The 17,595-nt window shown below is 47.0% G+C and carries 23 protein-coding genes and 1 pseudogene; 6 read left to right on the top strand and 18 right to left on the bottom strand.

What is annotated here, in order from left to right:
- From HMPREF9098_RS12185 to HMPREF9098_RS02625, 13 genes and pseudogenes are all read right to left on the bottom strand, one after another.
- Nucleotides 1-100, bottom strand: a pseudogene (locus HMPREF9098_RS12185) (IS481 family transposase); the annotation flags it as partial.
- Nucleotides 101-185: 85 nt separating this feature from the next.
- Nucleotides 186-2,951, bottom strand: coding sequence for a DEAD/DEAH box helicase family protein (locus HMPREF9098_RS02685; protein WP_003781768.1), 2,766 nt, complete (start codon nucleotides 2,949-2,951; stop codon nucleotides 186-188).
- Complete coding sequence (locus tag HMPREF9098_RS02680; RefSeq protein WP_003781764.1) at nucleotides 2,941-4,620, bottom strand: DNA methyltransferase; 1,680 nt, start codon at nucleotides 4,618-4,620, stop codon at nucleotides 2,941-2,943. The genes HMPREF9098_RS02685 and HMPREF9098_RS02680 overlap by 11 nt, the downstream gene beginning before the upstream one ends.
- Nucleotides 4,526-5,032, bottom strand: a complete 507-nt coding sequence (locus HMPREF9098_RS12025; protein WP_003781762.1) for a site-specific DNA-methyltransferase — start codon at nucleotides 5,030-5,032, stop codon at nucleotides 4,526-4,528. Before HMPREF9098_RS12025 ends, HMPREF9098_RS02680 begins: the two co-directional genes overlap by 95 nt.
- Nucleotides 5,033-5,041: 9 nt before the next feature.
- Nucleotides 5,042-6,769: a Tn7-like element transposition protein TnsE gene (locus tag HMPREF9098_RS02670; RefSeq protein WP_003781758.1), complete on the bottom strand. Its 1,728-nt coding sequence runs from the start codon at nucleotides 6,767-6,769 to the stop codon at nucleotides 5,042-5,044.
- A 55-nt stretch (nucleotides 6,770-6,824) separates the two neighbouring features.
- Nucleotides 6,825-7,814 (bottom strand): lipoyl synthase, encoded by a 990-nt coding sequence (gene lipA / locus HMPREF9098_RS02665; protein WP_040564207.1) that lies wholly within the window; start codon nucleotides 7,812-7,814, stop codon nucleotides 6,825-6,827.
- 89 nt (nucleotides 7,815-7,903) lie between these two features.
- Complete coding sequence (locus tag HMPREF9098_RS02660; RefSeq protein ID WP_003781755.1) at nucleotides 7,904-8,365, bottom strand: hypothetical protein; 462 nt, start codon at nucleotides 8,363-8,365, stop codon at nucleotides 7,904-7,906.
- Nucleotides 8,366-8,472: 107 nt separating this feature from the next.
- Nucleotides 8,473-8,817, bottom strand: coding sequence for a hypothetical protein (locus tag HMPREF9098_RS02655; RefSeq protein ID WP_003781753.1), 345 nt, complete (start codon nucleotides 8,815-8,817; stop codon nucleotides 8,473-8,475).
- Between the two features lie 67 nt (nucleotides 8,818-8,884).
- The gene (locus HMPREF9098_RS02650) at nucleotides 8,885-9,085 is read right to left on the bottom strand and encodes a hypothetical protein (RefSeq protein ID WP_003781752.1); all 201 of its coding nucleotides are present in this window, start codon (nucleotides 9,083-9,085) and stop codon (nucleotides 8,885-8,887) included.
- 20 nt (nucleotides 9,086-9,105) lie between these two features.
- Entirely contained in the window at nucleotides 9,106-9,609 is a 504-nt protein-coding gene (locus HMPREF9098_RS02645) for a hypothetical protein (RefSeq protein WP_003781747.1), read from the bottom strand.
- Between the two features lie 310 nt (nucleotides 9,610-9,919).
- On the bottom strand, nucleotides 9,920-10,282 hold the full coding sequence (locus tag HMPREF9098_RS02635) for a nuclear transport factor 2 family protein (protein ID WP_003781743.1): 363 nt from the start codon (nucleotides 10,280-10,282) through the stop codon (nucleotides 9,920-9,922).
- A gap of 64 nt (nucleotides 10,283-10,346) precedes the next feature.
- Entirely contained in the window at nucleotides 10,347-11,096 is a 750-nt protein-coding gene (locus HMPREF9098_RS02630) for an SDR family oxidoreductase (RefSeq protein WP_040564206.1), read from the bottom strand.
- Nucleotides 11,097-11,278: 182 nt separating this feature from the next.
- A complete protein-coding gene (locus HMPREF9098_RS02625; protein ID WP_050781224.1) occupies nucleotides 11,279-11,587 on the bottom strand; it encodes a hypothetical protein in 309 nt (102 codons plus the stop codon).
- Nucleotides 11,588-11,729: 142 nt separating this feature from the next.
- Between HMPREF9098_RS02625 and HMPREF9098_RS02620 the strand changes: the two genes are divergently transcribed.
- Nucleotides 11,730-12,173, top strand: coding sequence for an RpiB/LacA/LacB family sugar-phosphate isomerase (locus HMPREF9098_RS02620; RefSeq protein WP_040564205.1), 444 nt, complete (start codon nucleotides 11,730-11,732; stop codon nucleotides 12,171-12,173).
- 182 nt (nucleotides 12,174-12,355) lie between these two features.
- Here the strand turns inward: HMPREF9098_RS02620 and HMPREF9098_RS02615 are convergent, their stop codons facing one another.
- The 3 genes from HMPREF9098_RS02615 to HMPREF9098_RS11915 form a co-directional block, all read right to left on the bottom strand.
- Nucleotides 12,356-13,042, bottom strand: a complete 687-nt coding sequence (locus HMPREF9098_RS02615) for a M15 family metallopeptidase (RefSeq protein WP_040564630.1) — start codon at nucleotides 13,040-13,042, stop codon at nucleotides 12,356-12,358.
- A 64-nt stretch (nucleotides 13,043-13,106) separates the two neighbouring features.
- Nucleotides 13,107-13,475, bottom strand: coding sequence for a hypothetical protein (locus tag HMPREF9098_RS02610; RefSeq protein ID WP_147285402.1), 369 nt, complete (start codon nucleotides 13,473-13,475; stop codon nucleotides 13,107-13,109).
- 108 nt (nucleotides 13,476-13,583) lie between these two features.
- On the bottom strand, nucleotides 13,584-13,736 hold the full coding sequence (locus HMPREF9098_RS11915; RefSeq protein ID WP_003781733.1) for a hypothetical protein: 153 nt from the start codon (nucleotides 13,734-13,736) through the stop codon (nucleotides 13,584-13,586).
- Between the two features lie 263 nt (nucleotides 13,737-13,999).
- Here HMPREF9098_RS11915 and HMPREF9098_RS02600 point away from each other — a divergent pair, with 263 nt between their 5' ends.
- From HMPREF9098_RS02600 to HMPREF9098_RS11325, 4 genes are all read left to right on the top strand, one after another.
- Nucleotides 14,000-14,518 (top strand): GbsR/MarR family transcriptional regulator, encoded by a 519-nt coding sequence (locus tag HMPREF9098_RS02600; protein ID WP_003781726.1) that lies wholly within the window; start codon nucleotides 14,000-14,002, stop codon nucleotides 14,516-14,518.
- 121 nt (nucleotides 14,519-14,639) lie between these two features.
- Nucleotides 14,640-15,104 (top strand): hypothetical protein, encoded by a 465-nt coding sequence (locus HMPREF9098_RS02595; protein WP_040564204.1) that lies wholly within the window; start codon nucleotides 14,640-14,642, stop codon nucleotides 15,102-15,104.
- A 69-nt stretch (nucleotides 15,105-15,173) separates the two neighbouring features.
- Complete coding sequence (locus tag HMPREF9098_RS11910) at nucleotides 15,174-15,620, top strand: hypothetical protein (RefSeq protein ID WP_003781724.1); 447 nt, start codon at nucleotides 15,174-15,176, stop codon at nucleotides 15,618-15,620.
- On the top strand, nucleotides 15,607-15,993 hold the full coding sequence (locus HMPREF9098_RS11325) for a DoxX-like family protein (protein WP_003781723.1): 387 nt from the start codon (nucleotides 15,607-15,609) through the stop codon (nucleotides 15,991-15,993). Before HMPREF9098_RS11910 ends, HMPREF9098_RS11325 begins: the two co-directional genes overlap by 14 nt.
- On the opposite strand, the gene HMPREF9098_RS02585 is transcribed toward HMPREF9098_RS11325, so the two are convergent.
- Nucleotides 15,949-16,395 (bottom strand): hypothetical protein, encoded by a 447-nt coding sequence (locus HMPREF9098_RS02585; protein WP_232617946.1) that lies wholly within the window; start codon nucleotides 16,393-16,395, stop codon nucleotides 15,949-15,951. The genes HMPREF9098_RS11325 and HMPREF9098_RS02585 overlap by 45 nt on opposite strands.
- A gap of 81 nt (nucleotides 16,396-16,476) precedes the next feature.
- On the opposite strand from HMPREF9098_RS02585, the gene HMPREF9098_RS02580 reads away from it, so the two are divergent.
- The gene (locus tag HMPREF9098_RS02580; protein WP_003781719.1) at nucleotides 16,477-16,959 is read left to right on the top strand and encodes a DUF2269 family protein; all 483 of its coding nucleotides are present in this window, start codon (nucleotides 16,477-16,479) and stop codon (nucleotides 16,957-16,959) included.
- Nucleotides 16,960-16,992: 33 nt separating this feature from the next.
- Here the strand turns inward: HMPREF9098_RS02580 and HMPREF9098_RS02575 are convergent, their stop codons facing one another.
- Entirely contained in the window at nucleotides 16,993-17,490 is a 498-nt protein-coding gene (locus tag HMPREF9098_RS02575) for a hypothetical protein (RefSeq protein WP_003781718.1), read from the bottom strand.
- Between the last annotated feature and the right edge of the window lie 105 nt (nucleotides 17,491-17,595).

Here is a 17,595-nt window from a genome sequence, read left to right as displayed (position 1 = left end):
GACGGGCCAGGGAGGTGATGCTCTCCTTCTCTTGGGTGTAGGCTGTCCAAATGGCTTGGCGGTGGTGCGGGGTGAGGCGGGTATTTTTGTGCATGTTCATGTCAGTATTTTCCTGAAATACTGTAAACAACGCTACTGGTTTCTACAGTTCAGGCAGCCTGAAATTATGCTAGTTGTTAGGTAAATCAACTCAATGGAAATAACTGGTCAAACTTATCATATTGTTTAGGATTTTTCTCTTTATCAGCAAAAAACGGCAAGCCAATCAAACGATAATGCGGTGTATCTTTTTGCAAAATCCTATTTTTACCGTATTGTGTGGTAATCGCATTTAAGAAATCTTGTTTCCAAGAATCCGTTGCTATCAAATGTTCGCCTTTTGGTTCAATGAAAATTTGATAATGCAATAAATCATCTGTTTGATTAACGGTGGATTGATGTTTATCTTTCAGTAATAAAATAAAATCAGGCATAAAACCATCGCCATTGTCAAAATTAGCTAATTTCAACACTTCTTCATTACGGATTAACTTCACATCGTAATTGGCTTGCAAATTCTTTAACTCATTAACAATATAATTAATTAACTGTTCTTCCAAATTATTGCCAATAAAATTATCCATCACATACCAATCATGATTTTGAATAACTGATTGTTTAATATCTGTTGCATTAACCCATTTTTGTTTTGGCTGACTGAAAATATCCCACAATTTTTTTGATGTAAATTCAGTTGTACCAACAAATGGCTTATCACTTTGATTTAAATGCGCTTCAACCTTATCCAACACATTCAAACACGCTTGCAATTTATCATCAGGGCTGATTTTTTGATTGTTGTCCAAACCCAAAAATTTAATTTTCCAATCTTTGAGTAAATCCGTTTGCAATTCATCACGACTGGCAATATTCAATTTCGTTTGCAACTGGTTAAAATGAAACAAGGAATTTGCCCTTTTCCCCTTGATATGCAAAGCCTTATTGAAAATATGTTTTTCCATTTTCGCTATGGTAATCGGTTCATGAGACGAACCTGATTTGCCAATTTGTTGCGATTTCTCATCTTTTTCATCGGCTGAAAATTGCGTTTCCTGCACAACCTGACTGCCATGCGCGGTAAAAACAATCGTTTGCGGATTGGCTTTTAAACTATCTGCATTATTGGTTTTTGCATTCAGATTAGCTTGTTTTTCATTTACCCAAATCAAAATATTTTTAAAACTTTCATCTTGGGCAAATTCAGGTTTTAAACCAATTTCAACTAAAACCTTATCCGAGTTTTCAGGCAAAAAACCATCTTTACGCAATTCCGCTTTCAATTCAGAAATATAGCGTGATTGTTCATCATGCGTGTAGTAAAACAATTCTTCCAGCACACGCAACTCATGCTGTAAATCTTCATCAAATTTGCGTTTATTGGGTAATTTATCGCCAAACACAAACGGAAAATAACGCACACCACGCCCGATTAGCTGTTTTTCTGATACCGTTGCACTTGCGGTTTTGCCTGATTTTTTGTTTGAACCACCGCCATTTTGCCCCTCATATAAACGAACAATATCAAACAAATTCAGCACGTCCCAACCCTCCGTCAATCTATCCACCGTAAAAATGGCACGAACAGGATTGTCCACCGCTTCTAAATTATTAAGCAATTTTTCCGTGTTTTCATCAGTTTTTTCTTTTTTAGTTTTATTGGTTTGTGAATTGGTAATAATCACATTGTGCGCCTGATAAGATTGATGAATCCAATCCGCAATATGGCTAGTTTCCAAGCCTTGCTCACGCATAAACGCCAACGCTTGTTCCGTGCGTGTTTTACCTTGTTCATTTTCATTTTCGTCCGCTTTCAGGTTGCCTGAAAGCCGATTTAAAAATTCAAAATCCGACCCCTGAATATTTTGCGACCATTGCAAAAATTCCCGATAATCCGACCAAGATTCATCAATCGTTTTGCTGCGAAACAACATCACAGGCTTGAAATTGGCAATGCCATATTTCAACGCAATTTGATGGCGATACCAAGCAAACAGCAGCGCGTGTAACACGCGCTCTTTTTTCGTAAATGTAGAAGAAATTAAATTAATCGCTTTCGTATAACCCTTGCTCAAAAAATCTTTCAAATCAAATTTCGCAATGATTTTATCGCGGTATTTTTCCTGCACTTCAGCATTTTCAGGTAGTGTGGCGGTAAATTCTAACAGCACATTTTGGCTAGGATTGCCATTTTTATTGAGTAACAATTCCAAAACCATATGCTCCCAGCCTTTGCGTTCAATTTCAGCATCACTAGTGCGATCGTTAATTTCCTTTTCTAAATCTAATTTGCCTTGTTTTTTGCTTTTTGTTTGAGCGTTTAAATGGTGTGCTTCATCGCCCAGCATCACAAGGTTCAATTTGTGCAAATCCGCCAATGTGGTTTGGTTTTCTCGCTCGGTGTGAATATCGTTATACAGTTTTTGAACGCTGGTAAATTTAATTTCAATGCCGTCTGAATATTGGCTAAATGTTTCCACTTTGCGAATAGGAATTACATTATTACCTTGCAAAATTTTCTCGGTAAATAAAAATTTTGCGTGCGTTGGGTCAATAAAATTATTTTCCGTTTTATCCACGATATTATTTTGATTGACGAAAAACAAAAAATGCCGATATCCTTTTTCAAAATAATACAAAATCAATGCCGCCATCATCATCGTTTTGCCTGCACCGGTTGCCATATTGAACAGCAAATGGGTAGGGCGGTTTTTGATGTCGGAAAAATCCTTTAATTTTGAAGTGCGGTCAAAAATCACAAAATTTTCTAAAGCCAATTTTTGCCATTCAAAAAACGGATATTTTAAATTGCGTTCTACAAATTCAGGCAGTGCGAAAAAATCCGTCTGTTCCATTTCTTCTAGGGTTGATTTGCGGTCTTCCACCCAATCAAACAAAGTTTTATTATTCGCCATCTTTTTTCTCCGCTTGATTTTTTACTGATTGATAGAACGCACGGCTTAACGCTTTATCGTCATCGTTCAGGCAGCCTGAAAATTGTGCATCGTCCATTTCGGATAATGAAACATACATTTGATTTAAATCCAACATTTCAAGCACCATTTGTTTTTGTTCGTCTAATGGCAAAGATTGAAATTCAGGTTCTTCAATGATTTGGCTAAATTCATTGACGCTCACATTGTATTTTAGGAAATAATGCTCGCATAAATCTTCAAACAACGCTTTTAGGCAGCCTGCACTTGCGCACGCCAAAATTTGTTGTTTTGCAGTTTCGTTAAATGGAGCAAGTTCGGCATAAACAAACTCGCCACCGCCTTGCCAATTCACGGCTTTGGAAATACCGCCCTGCTCGCCATCAATCACTTTTTTCAAGCGTTCAACGGCAAGCGTTTCAATATAATCCATTTGTTCAATACCGATATATTGGCGGTTCATTTTGTGAGCAACGGCAGCAGTTGTGCCACTGCCTAAATGGTAGTCTAGGACGATGTCGCCTTGATTTGTACAACTTTGAATAATGATTTGAAAAAGGCTTTCAGGTTTTGGAAAGTCAAAAACCTTGTCATCAAATAATTTAATCAATTCTTTTGTAGCAACTTGATTTAAAAATTTGTTATCTACTGTATCTAAACTATTTAAAAACAGAAAATCACTTTTTAATTCATTTTTATATCGTTTTAAGAAAAAGCCGCGTTCATTAGGTTTGTGTTCCTTCTTAAAGCACAATCTACCTTCTTCTAATAATTTATAGAAACCTTGTTCATTAAAACGCCAACGTCTTCCATTGCCAGGAATATCTATTTTTCCTGTATATGGATTTTTAATTTCCATTACATTTTTAATTTTTCTGCCATCATCAGTTGCTGTTGGGTCGCTAGTTGTCCAATCTCCATTTGGGTCATTATCAGGATTTTTATAATTGGAAAAATCCTTTTCTTCTCCCAATAAAAATATATTTGATTTATCTTCGGCAAAAATTAATAAATATTCGTGTTGGATATTGAAACCTGTTTTTACATCATTCGTTGTAGATTTAGTTTTGCGAATGAGTTCCCCAATAAAATTTTCACGATTAAATATTTCGTCCATCAGAATTTTTAAATAAGCGTGTTCATTTTCATCAATAGAAACAAAAATCACACCATCATCAGCCAACAATGTTTTCGCAATTTCCAAGCGATTTTTCATAAAAGTGAGCCAAGTGGAATGATTAAATTTGTCGTTGTATTTAAAACCGTCATTGCCCGTGTTATACGGCGGGTCAATATAAATCAGCTTAACTTTGCCTTTAAACTGCGTGGCAAGCGAATGCAGGGCTATCAGATTATTGCCTTTGATAATGAGATTTTCGGCTGGCACACCTTTTAAAAAGCCGTCTGAATGGCGTTTGATTTCGCCAACGGGTTGTTTACCGTCTGCGGTGGTATAGCGAGAGAATTTTGAGAATGCTTTTGCGTCAAAAAGTCGGTCAATTTCATCAAAAGCAAGTGGTTGATTAAAAAATATTTCTTGTCTTTTTTGGGTTAATTTAGTGTATAATTGGCTGGCTGGCTGGCTGGCTGGCTGGCTGGCTGGCTGGCTGGCTGGCTGGCTGGCTGGCTGGCTGGCTGGCTGGCTGGTCATTATTGCGTTTAAAATAAATCTCTTCACCTTCTTCGGTGCTTTGTCCACCATTCAATACACAATCTTTAAACGGAAAATCCAACACAATATCCGTGCTGTCTTTTAAAAAGTGTTGCCCGTCCGTTAAACCAATACGATTAGCAAATCGGGTGTAAGAATTATTTACGCTGTGCTTGTCTAGGAAAAAGCGAAAATCTTGTGCTTTGAATACCAAAGCACCACCAATTTCTACAAAAAAATGGCGTTTGAGTGTTTCGTTTTGCAGCAGCAAACCGATAATTGCTGGGTCAGTTTTTTCTGCTAAATCCAACAAAATATTTTTTGCTAAAATTGTTTTTGCTTCGTCTGCCCATACGTTGTCGTGTAATTGTAGGGCTTCATTTAATTGGTCTTGAATTTTACTATCTGTCATTGGAAATCCTTACTTTTTAAAGTTAATAATTTTAGTATAAATCTTCTCTGCATAACTTTTAATATCTGTATGCGTATGCTTAAAAGTTTTCATATTTTGTACGCCTACAAGTTTACCCCAAATACCTTTATTCTTCGCCAATTCATGCAATAAATTAGCAAAATAATCTATTTCATTATTCGTATCTAAATGAAGAATAGCGGTAACAAAATGTTCATTATCTCGCGCTTGAATTTCAATTAGCCAAAATGTTTTTCCGCAATATTCAATTTTACCAAATAAGACTTTACGTCTTGTCTTACTTTTGGAATCCAAATAAGACCATTGAGCTTTATTTCTTGGGGCAATAAAAGGAACAAAATCACAGTTCTCGTTATTAAATAGATGGATAGCAGCCTGAATGTCGGCATAATGTTCATTCAAATATTTAATCGCTAAATCTGAATTTTCAAAAGTTGCAGCTAATACTTCTCTATGCTGCTTTTCAGGCAGTATATTGAGTGTACTAGGCGCAATCGTGGTGCGCCCAGTTGTACCTAAATCAGTTCCTAAACCTGTGGCGGAGGTTTCAATATTGACAATACGATAACTAGATTTGTACTGGTTAAATGGCTTTTCAGGTTTCTCAATTTCTTTATTTGCTAAATCTAAAAAGCAATCTTTATTCAATGTAAATTGTAGCGGTTTAGTATAAGCAGCAGATTCTTCTTCGCTTTGAATAGCAAGATTATCTTTTTGTCCTGCGGTAGGTTGCTCACGTTGATAAGTTTGCTTATCTTCATCAGAAATATCAGTTTCTTTATTGGCTTTACGTCCGTCATTATCTCTATCTACTATTACATTAGGAAATGGCGCAGAACAAGAACAAATTTCTGTAACAAAAAATCTCTCGTGTATCTTAATACCACGAACCGTTAGATTAGTTAAGCTAGTAAAAGGAAAATGGCTTTCCAATAATGATGTTGCTTTTGAGTTAATTCCTAATTTCATCAATGAATTTCTGATTTTTTCAAATCCTGCAAATGCAGTTTCATTAGACAAAATTCGTGCCAAAATAAAGGCTTCATTATCGGTGTATTTTTGTGGAAGTTTCAGAGTAACTTTATGATTTTCTTCATCTACTGAATAATAAATTTTTGAAATTTCATGAGGACTGGAAAATGCCAAATGTGCTAATCTAGTAGAGCAAGCATAATAAAAACGGATTATTTCCGTTACTGGAATAATAATGCCGTCTATATAATCATCATGTTGGATTTGTAAACATGAAATTGGTTTTGAATAATCCAGTCCAAAATAACTGAAAGGAATTAACCGACCGTCTTTTTCTTGATTATATCTGTCAAAATATTTAATTTTTTTATTGCTATCAACAAATTGAATATTTTGTTTGGTAATGTTTACATTTTGAACAGAAACAGTTTGACTAATGGCGTTATAAGATTCTAATCGTCCATTTTTCCATATAGAGCCAACTATTAGAATGGGTAATTGCCCAATATTCACTTGGCAAGAGATACGTTGTTGCCAGTTTTTATCAATAGTTATTTTCTTATCTTGATAGTAACTACTGGCGAATTGATTAAGTGTACTTTGTGAAACTGGGCGCAAATTGACTTCAATCATAAGATTATTATTGTTTCCCAGTTTAGATGAAATCGTACCTAAACTGTCTATCCGCCACAATCTATTGTCATGTGGAAATTCGGCAATTTCAATAATTGGTTGTTGAGTCATATTTACATTTACACCCAGTCGCATTTATCGTTGTTAAATTCGCAAATAGCGATGTTTAGTCGCAAATAGCGTTAGAGTTTACACCTTCCAGCACGTCTTTCGCCTGCATGTCGGCGTGGTACGAGCTGCGCACCATGGCGCCGATGGCGGCGTTGGTGAAGCCCATTTCGTAGGCTTCTTTTTCAAACTGCTTGAACTGCTCGGGTGTGACATAGCGCAGCACGGGCAGGTGGCCGTCCGAAGGTTGCAAATATTGCCCCACGGTAATCATTTCGATGCCGTGTTCGCGCATATCGCGCATGATTTCGCGCACTTCGTCGTCGGTTTCACCCAAGCCGACCATGATGCCGGATTTGGTGGGGATGTGCGGCATCATTTCGCGGTAGCGGCGCAGAAGTTCCAGCGAGTGTTTGTAGTCCGCGCCGGGGCGTGCCTGTTTGTAAAGGCGCGGGTGGGTCTCCAGATTGTGGTTCATCACGTCGGGCGGGTTTTTCGCCAGAATGTCCAAGGCGATGTCGAGCCGGCCGCGGAAATCGGGCACGAGGATTTCGATTTTGGTGTTGGGGCTGGTTTTGCGGATTTCGTTGATGCAGTCGGCAAAATGCTGTGCGCCGCCGTCGCGCAGGTCGTCCCGGTCCACGGAGGTGATGACGACGTATTTCAACTTCATGGCGGCCACGGATTCGGCAAGGTTTTTCGGCTCGTCTTTGTCCAGCTCGTTGGGGCGGCCGTGCCCCACGTCGCAGAAGGGGCAGCGGCGGGTGCAAATGTCGCCCATAATCATGAAGGTGGCAGTGCCGTGGCTGAAGCATTCGCCGATGTTGGGGCAGGAGGCTTCTTCGCACACGGTGTGCATTTTTTGGCTGCGCAGGATATCTTTGATTTCAAAGAATTTCTGACTACTGGGCACTTTGGCGCGTATCCAGCTGGGTTTTTTCAGTTTTTCTTCCAGCGGCACGACTTTGATGGGGATGCGCGCGGTTTTGCTGGCGCCTTTGTGTTTGACGCCTTGGCTGTTGTCCAAGGGGTTGGTTTCGGTGGTCATATCGGGTCTTTCTTTGATGTTTTCGCTTTGATGTTTTCGGGGTGCAGGCTGCATTCATAGTGCGGTTGCCGCCTGAAAATAATTTTTGCTCAAGGCCTTACTTCTATATTCGCCAGCGGCTCGACATAAAGGAAGAAATCTTGCCTGCTGCCGCATTTAATGTGCAGCGGGTCGCCGCCGAGCATGATTTCGCCGTTGCGGATGAAGTAAACGTGGTCTTGCCAGCCGGTGTAGCCGCCGTAGCTGTTTTTGGAGTTGATGCGGACGCATACGGCATAAGATGGGTAGTAGGTCAGCCGTTGGGTTTTGAAGTCTTGGTAAACGCGCAGGTATTTTCTGGGCGGGGTGAAGCCGGCGATTTTGGCGGAATCGGGGTCAATCAGGGTTTCTGCAAGGCGGCGTTTGATGATGGCTTGGTAGTTGTCGGGATAGCGGCCGAAATCTTTGTTGCGCAGTTCGCTCATGTGCAGGACGGTGGGTTCGGGAACGGAAATGCAGCCTGCAAGCAGGGGGGCGCTGCATATTAGGGCGGCGTATGCGGTGGTTTTCATGGTTGTCTTGGGTATTTTACGTGCTGCGGATGGGCAAAAGCCGTTATTTTAATACAATGCGCCGCGTTTTGCCGCAGTCTTTCCAAATTGGGGGTGCAGGCTGCTTCTCAATGCAGGTGCATAATACGGTCGCGCGACACGGACAGCACACCGCGAACGTTGCGGAAATGCCGTTGCGCGGCTTCGATGTCCTGCCCTTGGGCAAGAAGGATGCTGATGCCGTTCAGGTTTTTGTATTGGTAGCCGACTTCTGCGCCGTAATCCTTCACGGCTTGCAGCAATGGTTCGCTGCCTGTTTCGGGGTCGTAGAACACAATCAGGGTGCGTTCGGTGTATTGCGGTGCGGCGCTTTGCGGCGGTTGCAGGCTGCTTTTTGCGGCCGGCGCGGCGGGTGCGGTGCTTTGGCAGGCGGCTAGAAGGATGATGGGCAGGAGTAGGGGAGGGAATTTCATTTTGGTCGGCCTATCAGGGGTTTACCTGGGTGCAGGCTGCTTTGGTTGGATGGGGATGCGCTGCGTTTTAACGGCGGCTGCGGTTGCGCACGCAGGCGGTAATGCGGTTGCCGCGCTCGAAAGGGTCGGCCACGTTGGCAAAGTGGCGCGCGCAGGCATTTTGCAGGCCGACTTGGTCGGATGGCGTATGGTTTGTGCGGGAAGCCGTGCTGCCGCAGGCGGACAAAACGGCGCTGGCCAGTAACAGGGTGGCGATTCGTAGGTTCATATCAGTCTTCTGCGGAGGGATTACGGGGTTAATTCGCTGCGGATTTCTTGCAGCGTTTCGCGCAATTCGCTGTCGGAGGCGGCGCGTTTGTCCAGATAGGCACCTTGGTTTTTATTGACAATCAGGCATTTTAGATTGGCGCGGTGCACTTCCATGTCGTTGTTCAGGTCGATGGCGGGGTTGTTGCCCGTTTCCGTGTTGCATTCGTCATAGGCCGTGTTGAATGCGGTATCTTCGGCATCGGTGGTGCTTTCCGTTTCGGTTGCTGCGGATTCGGTTTCTTCTTCCCCCGTTTCCGTTTGCGGCACGGAGGCCGAAGGCGCGGCAGATGCGGCACTGGCATCGCTGGCGGCCGCACCGTTTTTCCCAGCCACCATTTCTTTGGTGCTTTGGAAAAAATCCGGCGCATAACGCTTGATTTGCTCTTGCAGCGCGGGTTTGACCAAATCGTATGTGAAGCTGCCTACGGCCACCGCCGTTGCGCTCAGCGTGCCGACCAGCCATTTTTTTCCGTTTTCTGCCATAATGTTTCTTTCGTTGTCGGTAGGTAAAGTGGGCGGGCGGCGAACCCTCCGTTTTGCATACGCGGGCAACCGCACCGGCGGCGAATGCAAAAATCCGGCGCGAAACCGTGAAACCGCCTGAACAAAATAAGGCGGATTTTAACGCATTCGGGCAGATTGAAACAGGTTTGCGGCTTTATTTTGCACAGATTTTTTCTGTTTTGGCCGAATGGGCAACAGGCAAAAGTGCAGGCTGCTTTTGAGGATTGAAAAGCAGCCTGCACTTTGCAAAATCCAAGTGCAGGCTGCCTGAAACCCATCGGGCTTCGCTTTATGCGGCGTTGTTGTTCATCGTCCAGCAGTCGGTGATTTTGCCGTCTTTGACTTTCAGGAAATCCGTGCCGACTTTGACGGCGGTTTTGTCGCCGAGCGTGGCGGTAACGCGCCAATAGGCGGAAATCATGTCGCCGTCGCAAAACGGGCCGAGCACGAGTTCGTAATGCAAATCGGCTTTGGCGCGGATGGTGACAATCCAAGCCTTCGCGCTGGCAATGTCGGTAACGGGCGCGGGCGGCGGAGTGGAGTCGGCGGTCAGGTGCGCTTTGAAATGGGGTGACAACAGTTCGTCGGCAATATCAAGATGGCCGTTCCACATCTGTGTCCATGCGGTGTAGATTTTGTGTGCGTCGGTCATTTTTGTCTCCTAAAAGGTTAGCAATATGGTTTTTGATGCCGGTGTGTTGCAGGCTGCCTGAAAATTACAAACCCTTCCGCATAATCCGCTGCCCCAGCCGTGCGGAGAAGCGGTTAATCCAATAGAGCCACTTCGTTTTGCCAATCATGCTTTCAAAGCGGTTGCGTTCAAAATCGCGCCAGAATTCGTCTGCCAATTCGTCGGGCGAGATTTTCAGGTGCGCGTGCCCCTTGCCTTTGGACATGGGCGTGGCGACCATGGGCGGCAGGATTTCAAACACGCGGATGCCGCTGTTTTCCAACTGCCAGCGCAACACTTGCGAAAAGCTGTGCAGCGCGGCTTTGGTGGCGCAGTAAACGGCGCAGGTTTCTTTGGGCACCACCGCCAAGCCCGATGATACGTTGATAACGGCGGCCTGCGGTTTGCCCGCCAGCACGGGCAGGAAGGCGCGGGTGAGCTGCACGGGCGCGGTGAGATTGACGGCGATTTCCTGCGCGATTTCGTCGTCCGTCTGTTCGTCCAGCCGTTTGGTGAACTGGATGCCGGCGTTGTTGATGAGAATGCCGGTTTCGGGAAACTGCGCCGCCAGCCGTGCGCGGTCTTCGGCTTGGGAAACGTCGGCGACGGCATATCCGCAACGTGCGCCGTTATCGTGCAGGCTGCCTGAAAGTTGTTCTACGGCTTGGCGCAGCACGTCTTCGCGCCGTCCGACCAAAATCACGCGGTTGCCCGCTGCGTGGAATTTTTTTGCCAGCGCAAAGCCGATGCCGGTGGCGCCGCCGGTGATGAGTACGGTGTGTTGTGTAGGGGTCATGGGGAGTCCTTGTTTTGGGGTGCAGGCTGCTTTTGATGGGCGGCAGAACGGCCAGAAAGCAGCCTGCACTTTGGGGTTTGGGATATTGAAAAACGTGTGCAAATAAAAATACGGCTAATGCGTGTGTGTAGCCGGGCTATTTTTCATCAAAATAATATGCTTTCCCTGCTATGGAACACTCTTCATCCATGTTGCAAGACAACGGAATTGAGTATCCGGTTCAATGTTTCGATTTCCGCAGATTCATCGGGCGACATACGGTATTGGGCGGAATCGCCGTTCACGGTAACGAGGTGTGTGTCTTGTTCGCCGAATTCGATAATGTAAATACAAAATCCCGTCCAGCTTCTGTGCATGAAAAAGCGGTTGTCCTGCATGTAGTACAGCCAGCGGTCATCCATATTGCGCGGGATAATGCCTTGCCGCATGCGCTGAATATCCTGTACCGAAAAATGCCTTTTCAGCACCATGCGCTTGAAACATGGCGGCATTTCGCAAATGTTCCGTTTGATTCGGGAGATGGGGTAGTTTGAGTCGTTCATTGGCGGGGTATCGGAAATTGGTGCAGCCTGCCTTGAACAATCTCGCGTGCAGGCGCATACTTGGTTTTTGTCTATTATACAGGAGAATACTATGCGCCTAATCATTGCCGCGCCGGCCAACGGCCTTATTTTAAAAGACGCGCTCAAAGCGCATTTGCAGCGCGACCCGCGTGTCGCCAGTCTGATTGATTTGTCGGATGAAGCGTTGTCGTATCCCGCCGTTTCGTTTGCCGCTGCGCAAAAAATCGCCGCAGGGGAAGCCGACCGCGCCATTCTGATTTGCGGCACGGGCATCGGCACGGCGATTGCCGCCAACAAGGTGCAGGGCATCCGCGCAGCCACGGCGCACGATTTGGTGGGTGTGCGCGGTGCGGTGGAAAATTATGACGCACAGGTGTTGTGCATGGGGCAGAATGTGATTGCCGCACCCGAAGCTTGGGCGCTGGTGGATGTTTGGCTGGACGCGCGGCACGACACGGCGGGCAGCTATGCGCCGAAGTTGGTGGAAATTGCGGCGTTCGAGCACGGGGAATAGGTTTCAGGCTACCTGAAACCGCGTTTGCCGCACAAAAAGCAGCCTGCACTTTGAATATTTGAAGTGCAGGCTGCTTTTGCCGTGTATGAAAGGTGCGGAGGAATCAAATGTGATTGTCTGCGAGTGTTGGTCAAATGGAAGCGTCGCGAAACCGTGTCAAGCAATACAAAAAGCAGCCTACACTAGGCGGTCGGCGCATCTGCAATATTCAAAATGTGGTTGCGGTAAAGTTCGGGCAGCAGCGCCAGCACGGTTGCCTTGCCCGATAGGTCTGCATTGCGCAAAGTATCCGCCAGCAAATCCACTGACATGGCCTGCAACGCCGGCACCGACAAAGGCGCATAGCTCAAATGCCAAGGTTCGGGAAACATGCCGCCCTGCTGTTTTTGATACGGGCGGAAAAAGCCGAAGCGGTGCAGGTTTTCGTCCAGCCATTGGTGCAGCGGACGGAAAATGCCACCTTCGCCCGTTTCTTCGGGCAGCAGTTTCGGACGGTAGCCCGGCGGCATGGCGGCGGCATCCACCACGTCGATTTCCGTGCCCCAATGGTGCCGGCTGCCGCCCGGTAATGCCGACCAATCCAAAATATGCCGGATAATCTCTTCCTCCGACATCGCACTTCTGTCGCGCACTCTGCCGTATTCGTCATACAGCGGTTTTTTGCCGGCGAATTTATGATTCCAAATACGCAGCTGGGTATTGAAATCGCGGAAGGTGCTGAACGGCTGCATATCGATGCCGTCTTTCTGCGCGGCGGCACGCATGGCTAAAAACGCTTCCGCTGCCTGCGGTTGGGCGGCAAAACGCGGGGTGGCGTATTGCACGACATGGCTGCGGGTTCGGCCAGTCAGTTCTAAATCGGTCAGCATGATGAATAAACCTTTTGGGTGAAACATTGGGGGTGCAGGCTGCCTGCGAATGGGAATATGCCCGTTATTCGGCGGCGCGGCCGATAAAGTTATCCAACGCCGTTTGGCAACTTGGGTCGCATTGCGCGCGCAGTTTCACCAGTTGTGCCAAAAGGGCGGTTTGTTCTTCTGTGGTGAGCGTGTGCCCGTTTTCGGCGGCAATGCTGTTGTAGAGCGGTGTGCCTTGGCTGTCCAGGCTGCGGTTGCGGAGATAGCGGCGTTCGTTGCCGGCCGCATCGCGCACGGTCAGTTCCACGCTGCCGCCGTCCAGAAAAATATCGTGGGACACGACGGCGACGGGCAAATCGACGATATTCATGGCGTTTTCTTGGTGGGGCAGGGCGCAGGCGGCCAGGATAGGGGTAAGTAGGGCGGTGGTCATCAGACGGGACATAAATGGTGGACTGAATGTGGTGTGTTGAAACGGCGTGCGGCAGATGAAAAAGCAGCCTGCACTTTTGGGATGGGTTTCCGAAGTGCAGGCTGCCTGATATGACTCGGATTAACCGCCGCATGCGCCGCAGCAGCCGCTTTCGCCGTGTTCTTTTTTGCTTTCGCTTTTGCCTTCGTTGTTCAGCACGGGCAGTTCCACTTCTTGTGCGCCTTGCTCGTTCGGCAAATCATTGACTTTGATTTTGTTTTCTTCGCTCATCATATACCTCGGTTGAAGTTGGGTTGGAAAGCGGCATTATAGCGCGGCGGTCGGTTTTGCGCCATGCGGTTTGGGGCGTTTTGCCGGGTGCAGGCTGCTTTCGGATGGCCATAACCAATATTGTTTTGCCATATGAACACATCCATCAAATTTAAATTTATTGAAATACAATGCATTATAATAAATGGCAAATATTTTTAAAATTTCTGTATTGACAGAAATATAGAAAATCCATACCATGCAACAAACGAATTCAGGACGACATCATGAAACTTAATCCCACCACCGAAAAATTCATTCTGCACTGGGGCGAGCAAGGCTCCAAATGGGGCGTGAACCGTACGGTCGCCCAGATTCACGCGCTACTGTATATTTTGGGCAAGCCGATGAATGCGGAAGAGATTTGCGAAACGCTGAACGTGGCGCGGTCTAATGTTTCCAACAGTTTGAAAGAATTGCAGAATTTGCAGTTGGTGCAGGTAACGCACGTATTGGGTGACCGGCGCGATTATTTCACCACTTCGGACGATGTGTGGACGCTGTTCCGCACGATTGTGGAGCAACGGCAGCGCCGCGAAATCGAGCCGACACTGGCGTTTCTGAACCAGCTGATGCAGGAACCGGAGTTTGCCAACGAAAACGACGGCGTGAAAACGCGGATTACGCAGACGCACGAATTCATCAGCACGCTGACGGCTTGGACGAACGAAATGCTGAAACTGTCCACCGGCACGATGGCTAAAGTGCTGAAACTGGGCGCAAGTATTCAGAAGCTGTTGCGCTAGATTGCAGGTAGCCTGCACTTTGTTTTGACGGCGGTGCGGACAACATGGCTTGGCAATGGCGGTTTGCCGTTGCCTTTTATCGGGAAACATATTTCTTTTTCAACAGAAATTTGGAAACATCATGAGCGAAAATAAAAATGTTTCAAGCAGCCTGCACTATCCAAAGGCGCGAGTGATTCTGGGCTTCCTGCTGATGGGTGGCGGGTTGGGTACCGGGTTGTTTTTGTTAGCCCTTAAGGTGCACAACGCCTTGTTTGGGTATGGACAATCAGAGGCTTGGCAGAGTATGAGTATCGACGATTTTGTGGAATTTGTGCACGTAGCGGGTTCTATTCTTATGATGGGCTCCGCATTAGGTTTTATACCAGCCGGGCTGTGCGGCTGGTGGCTGGCGGAAAACCGGTTTTATTACACAGGCTGGCGCTCGTTGTGGCTGCCGCTGGTGTCTGGTTTGCTGTTTCCAAGCGTGATATTCATTTGGCTGCTGCCTGATGTGTTGGTCGTCGCTGCGCCTTGTGGTGCGTTTAGCGCGGTGATATTGGCCCGAATTTTGTGTCCGAAAGGTTCGAACAATGAAGCAGCTTGACGTATTGCGGCTTGCCGTTGCTTTTTATCGGGCAATATATTTCTTTTTCAACAGAAATTTGGAAATATCATGAGCGAAAATAAAAATGTTCCAAGCAGCCTGCACTATCCGAAGGCGCGAGTGATTCTGGGCTTCCTGCTGATGGGTGGCGGATTGGGCGGCTGGCTGTTTTGGGCAGCCCTTCAGGTGAACGACGCCTTGTTTGGGCATGGGCAATCGGTGGCTTGGCAGAGTATCGGCGATTTTGTGGACGCAGTGGGTTATATTTTTATGGGGGGCTCCGCATTTGGTTTTATACCGTCCGTGCTGTGCGGCTGGTGGCTGGCGGAAAACCGGTTTTGTTACACAGGCTGGCGCTCTTTGTGGCTGCCGCTGGTGTCTGGTTTGCTGATTTCAAGCGTGATATTCATTTGGTTGCCGCCCGCTGTGTTGGTCGCCGGGCCTTGCGGTGCGGTGAGTGCGGTGATATTGGCTCGGATTTTGTGCCCGAAAGGTTTGAACGATGAAGCGGCTTGACGTATTGCGGTTTTCGCTGGGGTTTTTGTGGCTGTGGAGCGGGGTGCAGCCTGCTTTGACGGCGGCGGATGTATCGTTGGATTTGCTGGGAAGAACAGGGATTGCGACGGAATGGCAGGCGGCGGCGTTTTATACTTCATCGGCATTGGATGTCTTTTTTGGGATTTTATGTTTCACAAAATTCAGAAATTACCGTTTCTTATGGTTGGCGCAATTTGCCGTGGTGCTGGGCTACAGCGTCATTGTAGCGTGCAGGCTGCCTGAAATGTGGCTGCACCCGTTTGCGCCGCTGGTTAAGAATGTGCCGATTTTGGCGGCATTGTGGGTACTAGGCAGTCGGCATGAACGCGCTGACGTGCCAGCCGCTCAATAGGGCCAGCAGCAGCGCGGCGTAATGAACAAAACGCGGCGGATAGGGCGGCAGCAGCAGACGGATGGTGTTGAACACAAGCAGCACAATGTGCCCGATATACAGATAGGGAAAAGCCAAAAACCATAAGTGCCAATATTGATAACTTCGCCCGCTGTCCGCGTTACCCTGCACGAAGGGCGTGATGCCTTGCACGATAAACAGCCAGCCGAACAGCAACAGGGTAATGCCGAAAAAGGCAAGGGCGAAATAATCGATGTATCTGGCGTTGGTCGTGGCGGGACGGCGGATGGCGGCATAGGCGGTCATCCATGCGGTGTAAATAAGATAGGCGGCAAGCATGGCGCTGGTTTTCCAATGGGAAATGTTGCCGTCAGGATAACGGAAAAGCGTGGTACGCGGCAAGACGCGTGATGCGTTGAAATCAAAGAGAATTTAAGTTTTTTCAGGCAGCCTGCACAGGCAAATTTCAATAGGAGCAACAAAATGAACACGTATTTAATCGTTAAAACCCTGCACATTATTTCGGCCACGCTGATGGTGGGCACGGGCTTCGGCACGGCGTTTTATCTGTTTTGGGCGAACCGTTCCGGCTCGGTGGCGGCGCAGGCGGTGGTGTCGAAATGGGTGATGAAGGCGGATTGGTGGTTCACCACGCCGGCGGTGATTTTCCAGCCGCTCTCGGGCTTGTGGATGCTGCATTACATGGGCATGCCGTTTACTTGGGACGGGGCGTGGCTGTGGGTGAAGTGGACGCTGGCGCTGTATGTACTGGCCGGTGCGTGCTGGCTGCCGGTGGTGTGGCTGCAAATCAAGATGGCACGACAGGCGGCTGCGGCTTGGCAGGCGGGCGAAAATACGCTGCCGGCGAGCTACAAACGCTATCAATTCTGGTGGGAAATGCTGGGCTATCCGGCCTTCTGCGCCACGGTGGTGCTGTATTTCCTGATGGTGTTGAAGCCGATGTAGGCAATGTGCAGGCTGCCTGAAAACACAAGCGCATTACCAACGCCAGCCGTAGCGTTTTTTCATCCGCCTGTACCGTTCGCGTGCATCTGCCAAACTCTCGCCGCGATATTTCCTCTCGCCGTAAACACCGAAGTGCGCGATATAGAAGCCCAATGCGGCAACAACGGCGGATATCAGTAGCTTTTTCCCAATAGGCGTGTCGGAATCTGTCACAACAAAGGCAATAAAATAAAGAAGAAGTATCAAAAAGATAAGCACCAGAAAGCGGCGCAGCCATTTCCATAGCGTGAAAAAGATTTTTTCTGTGCGTGAGGGCTTCGGCAATTGACTGCGGTAGACCATATAAACCGGCAGGATAAATATCACGGCCAAAGCCAGCGTTACTTGCCAGTGGCGTGGCTCGACAAACCCGCCGTGCGCCAAGATGGGAATGGAAACGGGAAGAAGCAAAATCAAATAGTCCACAATGCTGCTGATGAGGGAAGGTTTGTCAGGCGTGGTTTTATGGGATTTTGCGCGGCGCGGTTTCATGTGCAGGCTGCCTGAAAGAACATAAGTGTTTATTTTAACAGGATTTTGTTAAATTTTCCAACGTGAAAAAGCAGCCTGCACAACCTATTCATTTGATTTTTCAAA

Source organism: Kingella denitrificans ATCC 33394 (assembly GCF_000190695.1).
Taxonomy (GTDB): domain Bacteria; phylum Pseudomonadota; class Gammaproteobacteria; order Burkholderiales; family Neisseriaceae; genus Kingella_A; species Kingella_A denitrificans.
This window is presented reverse-complemented; position numbering and strand designations above follow the sequence as displayed.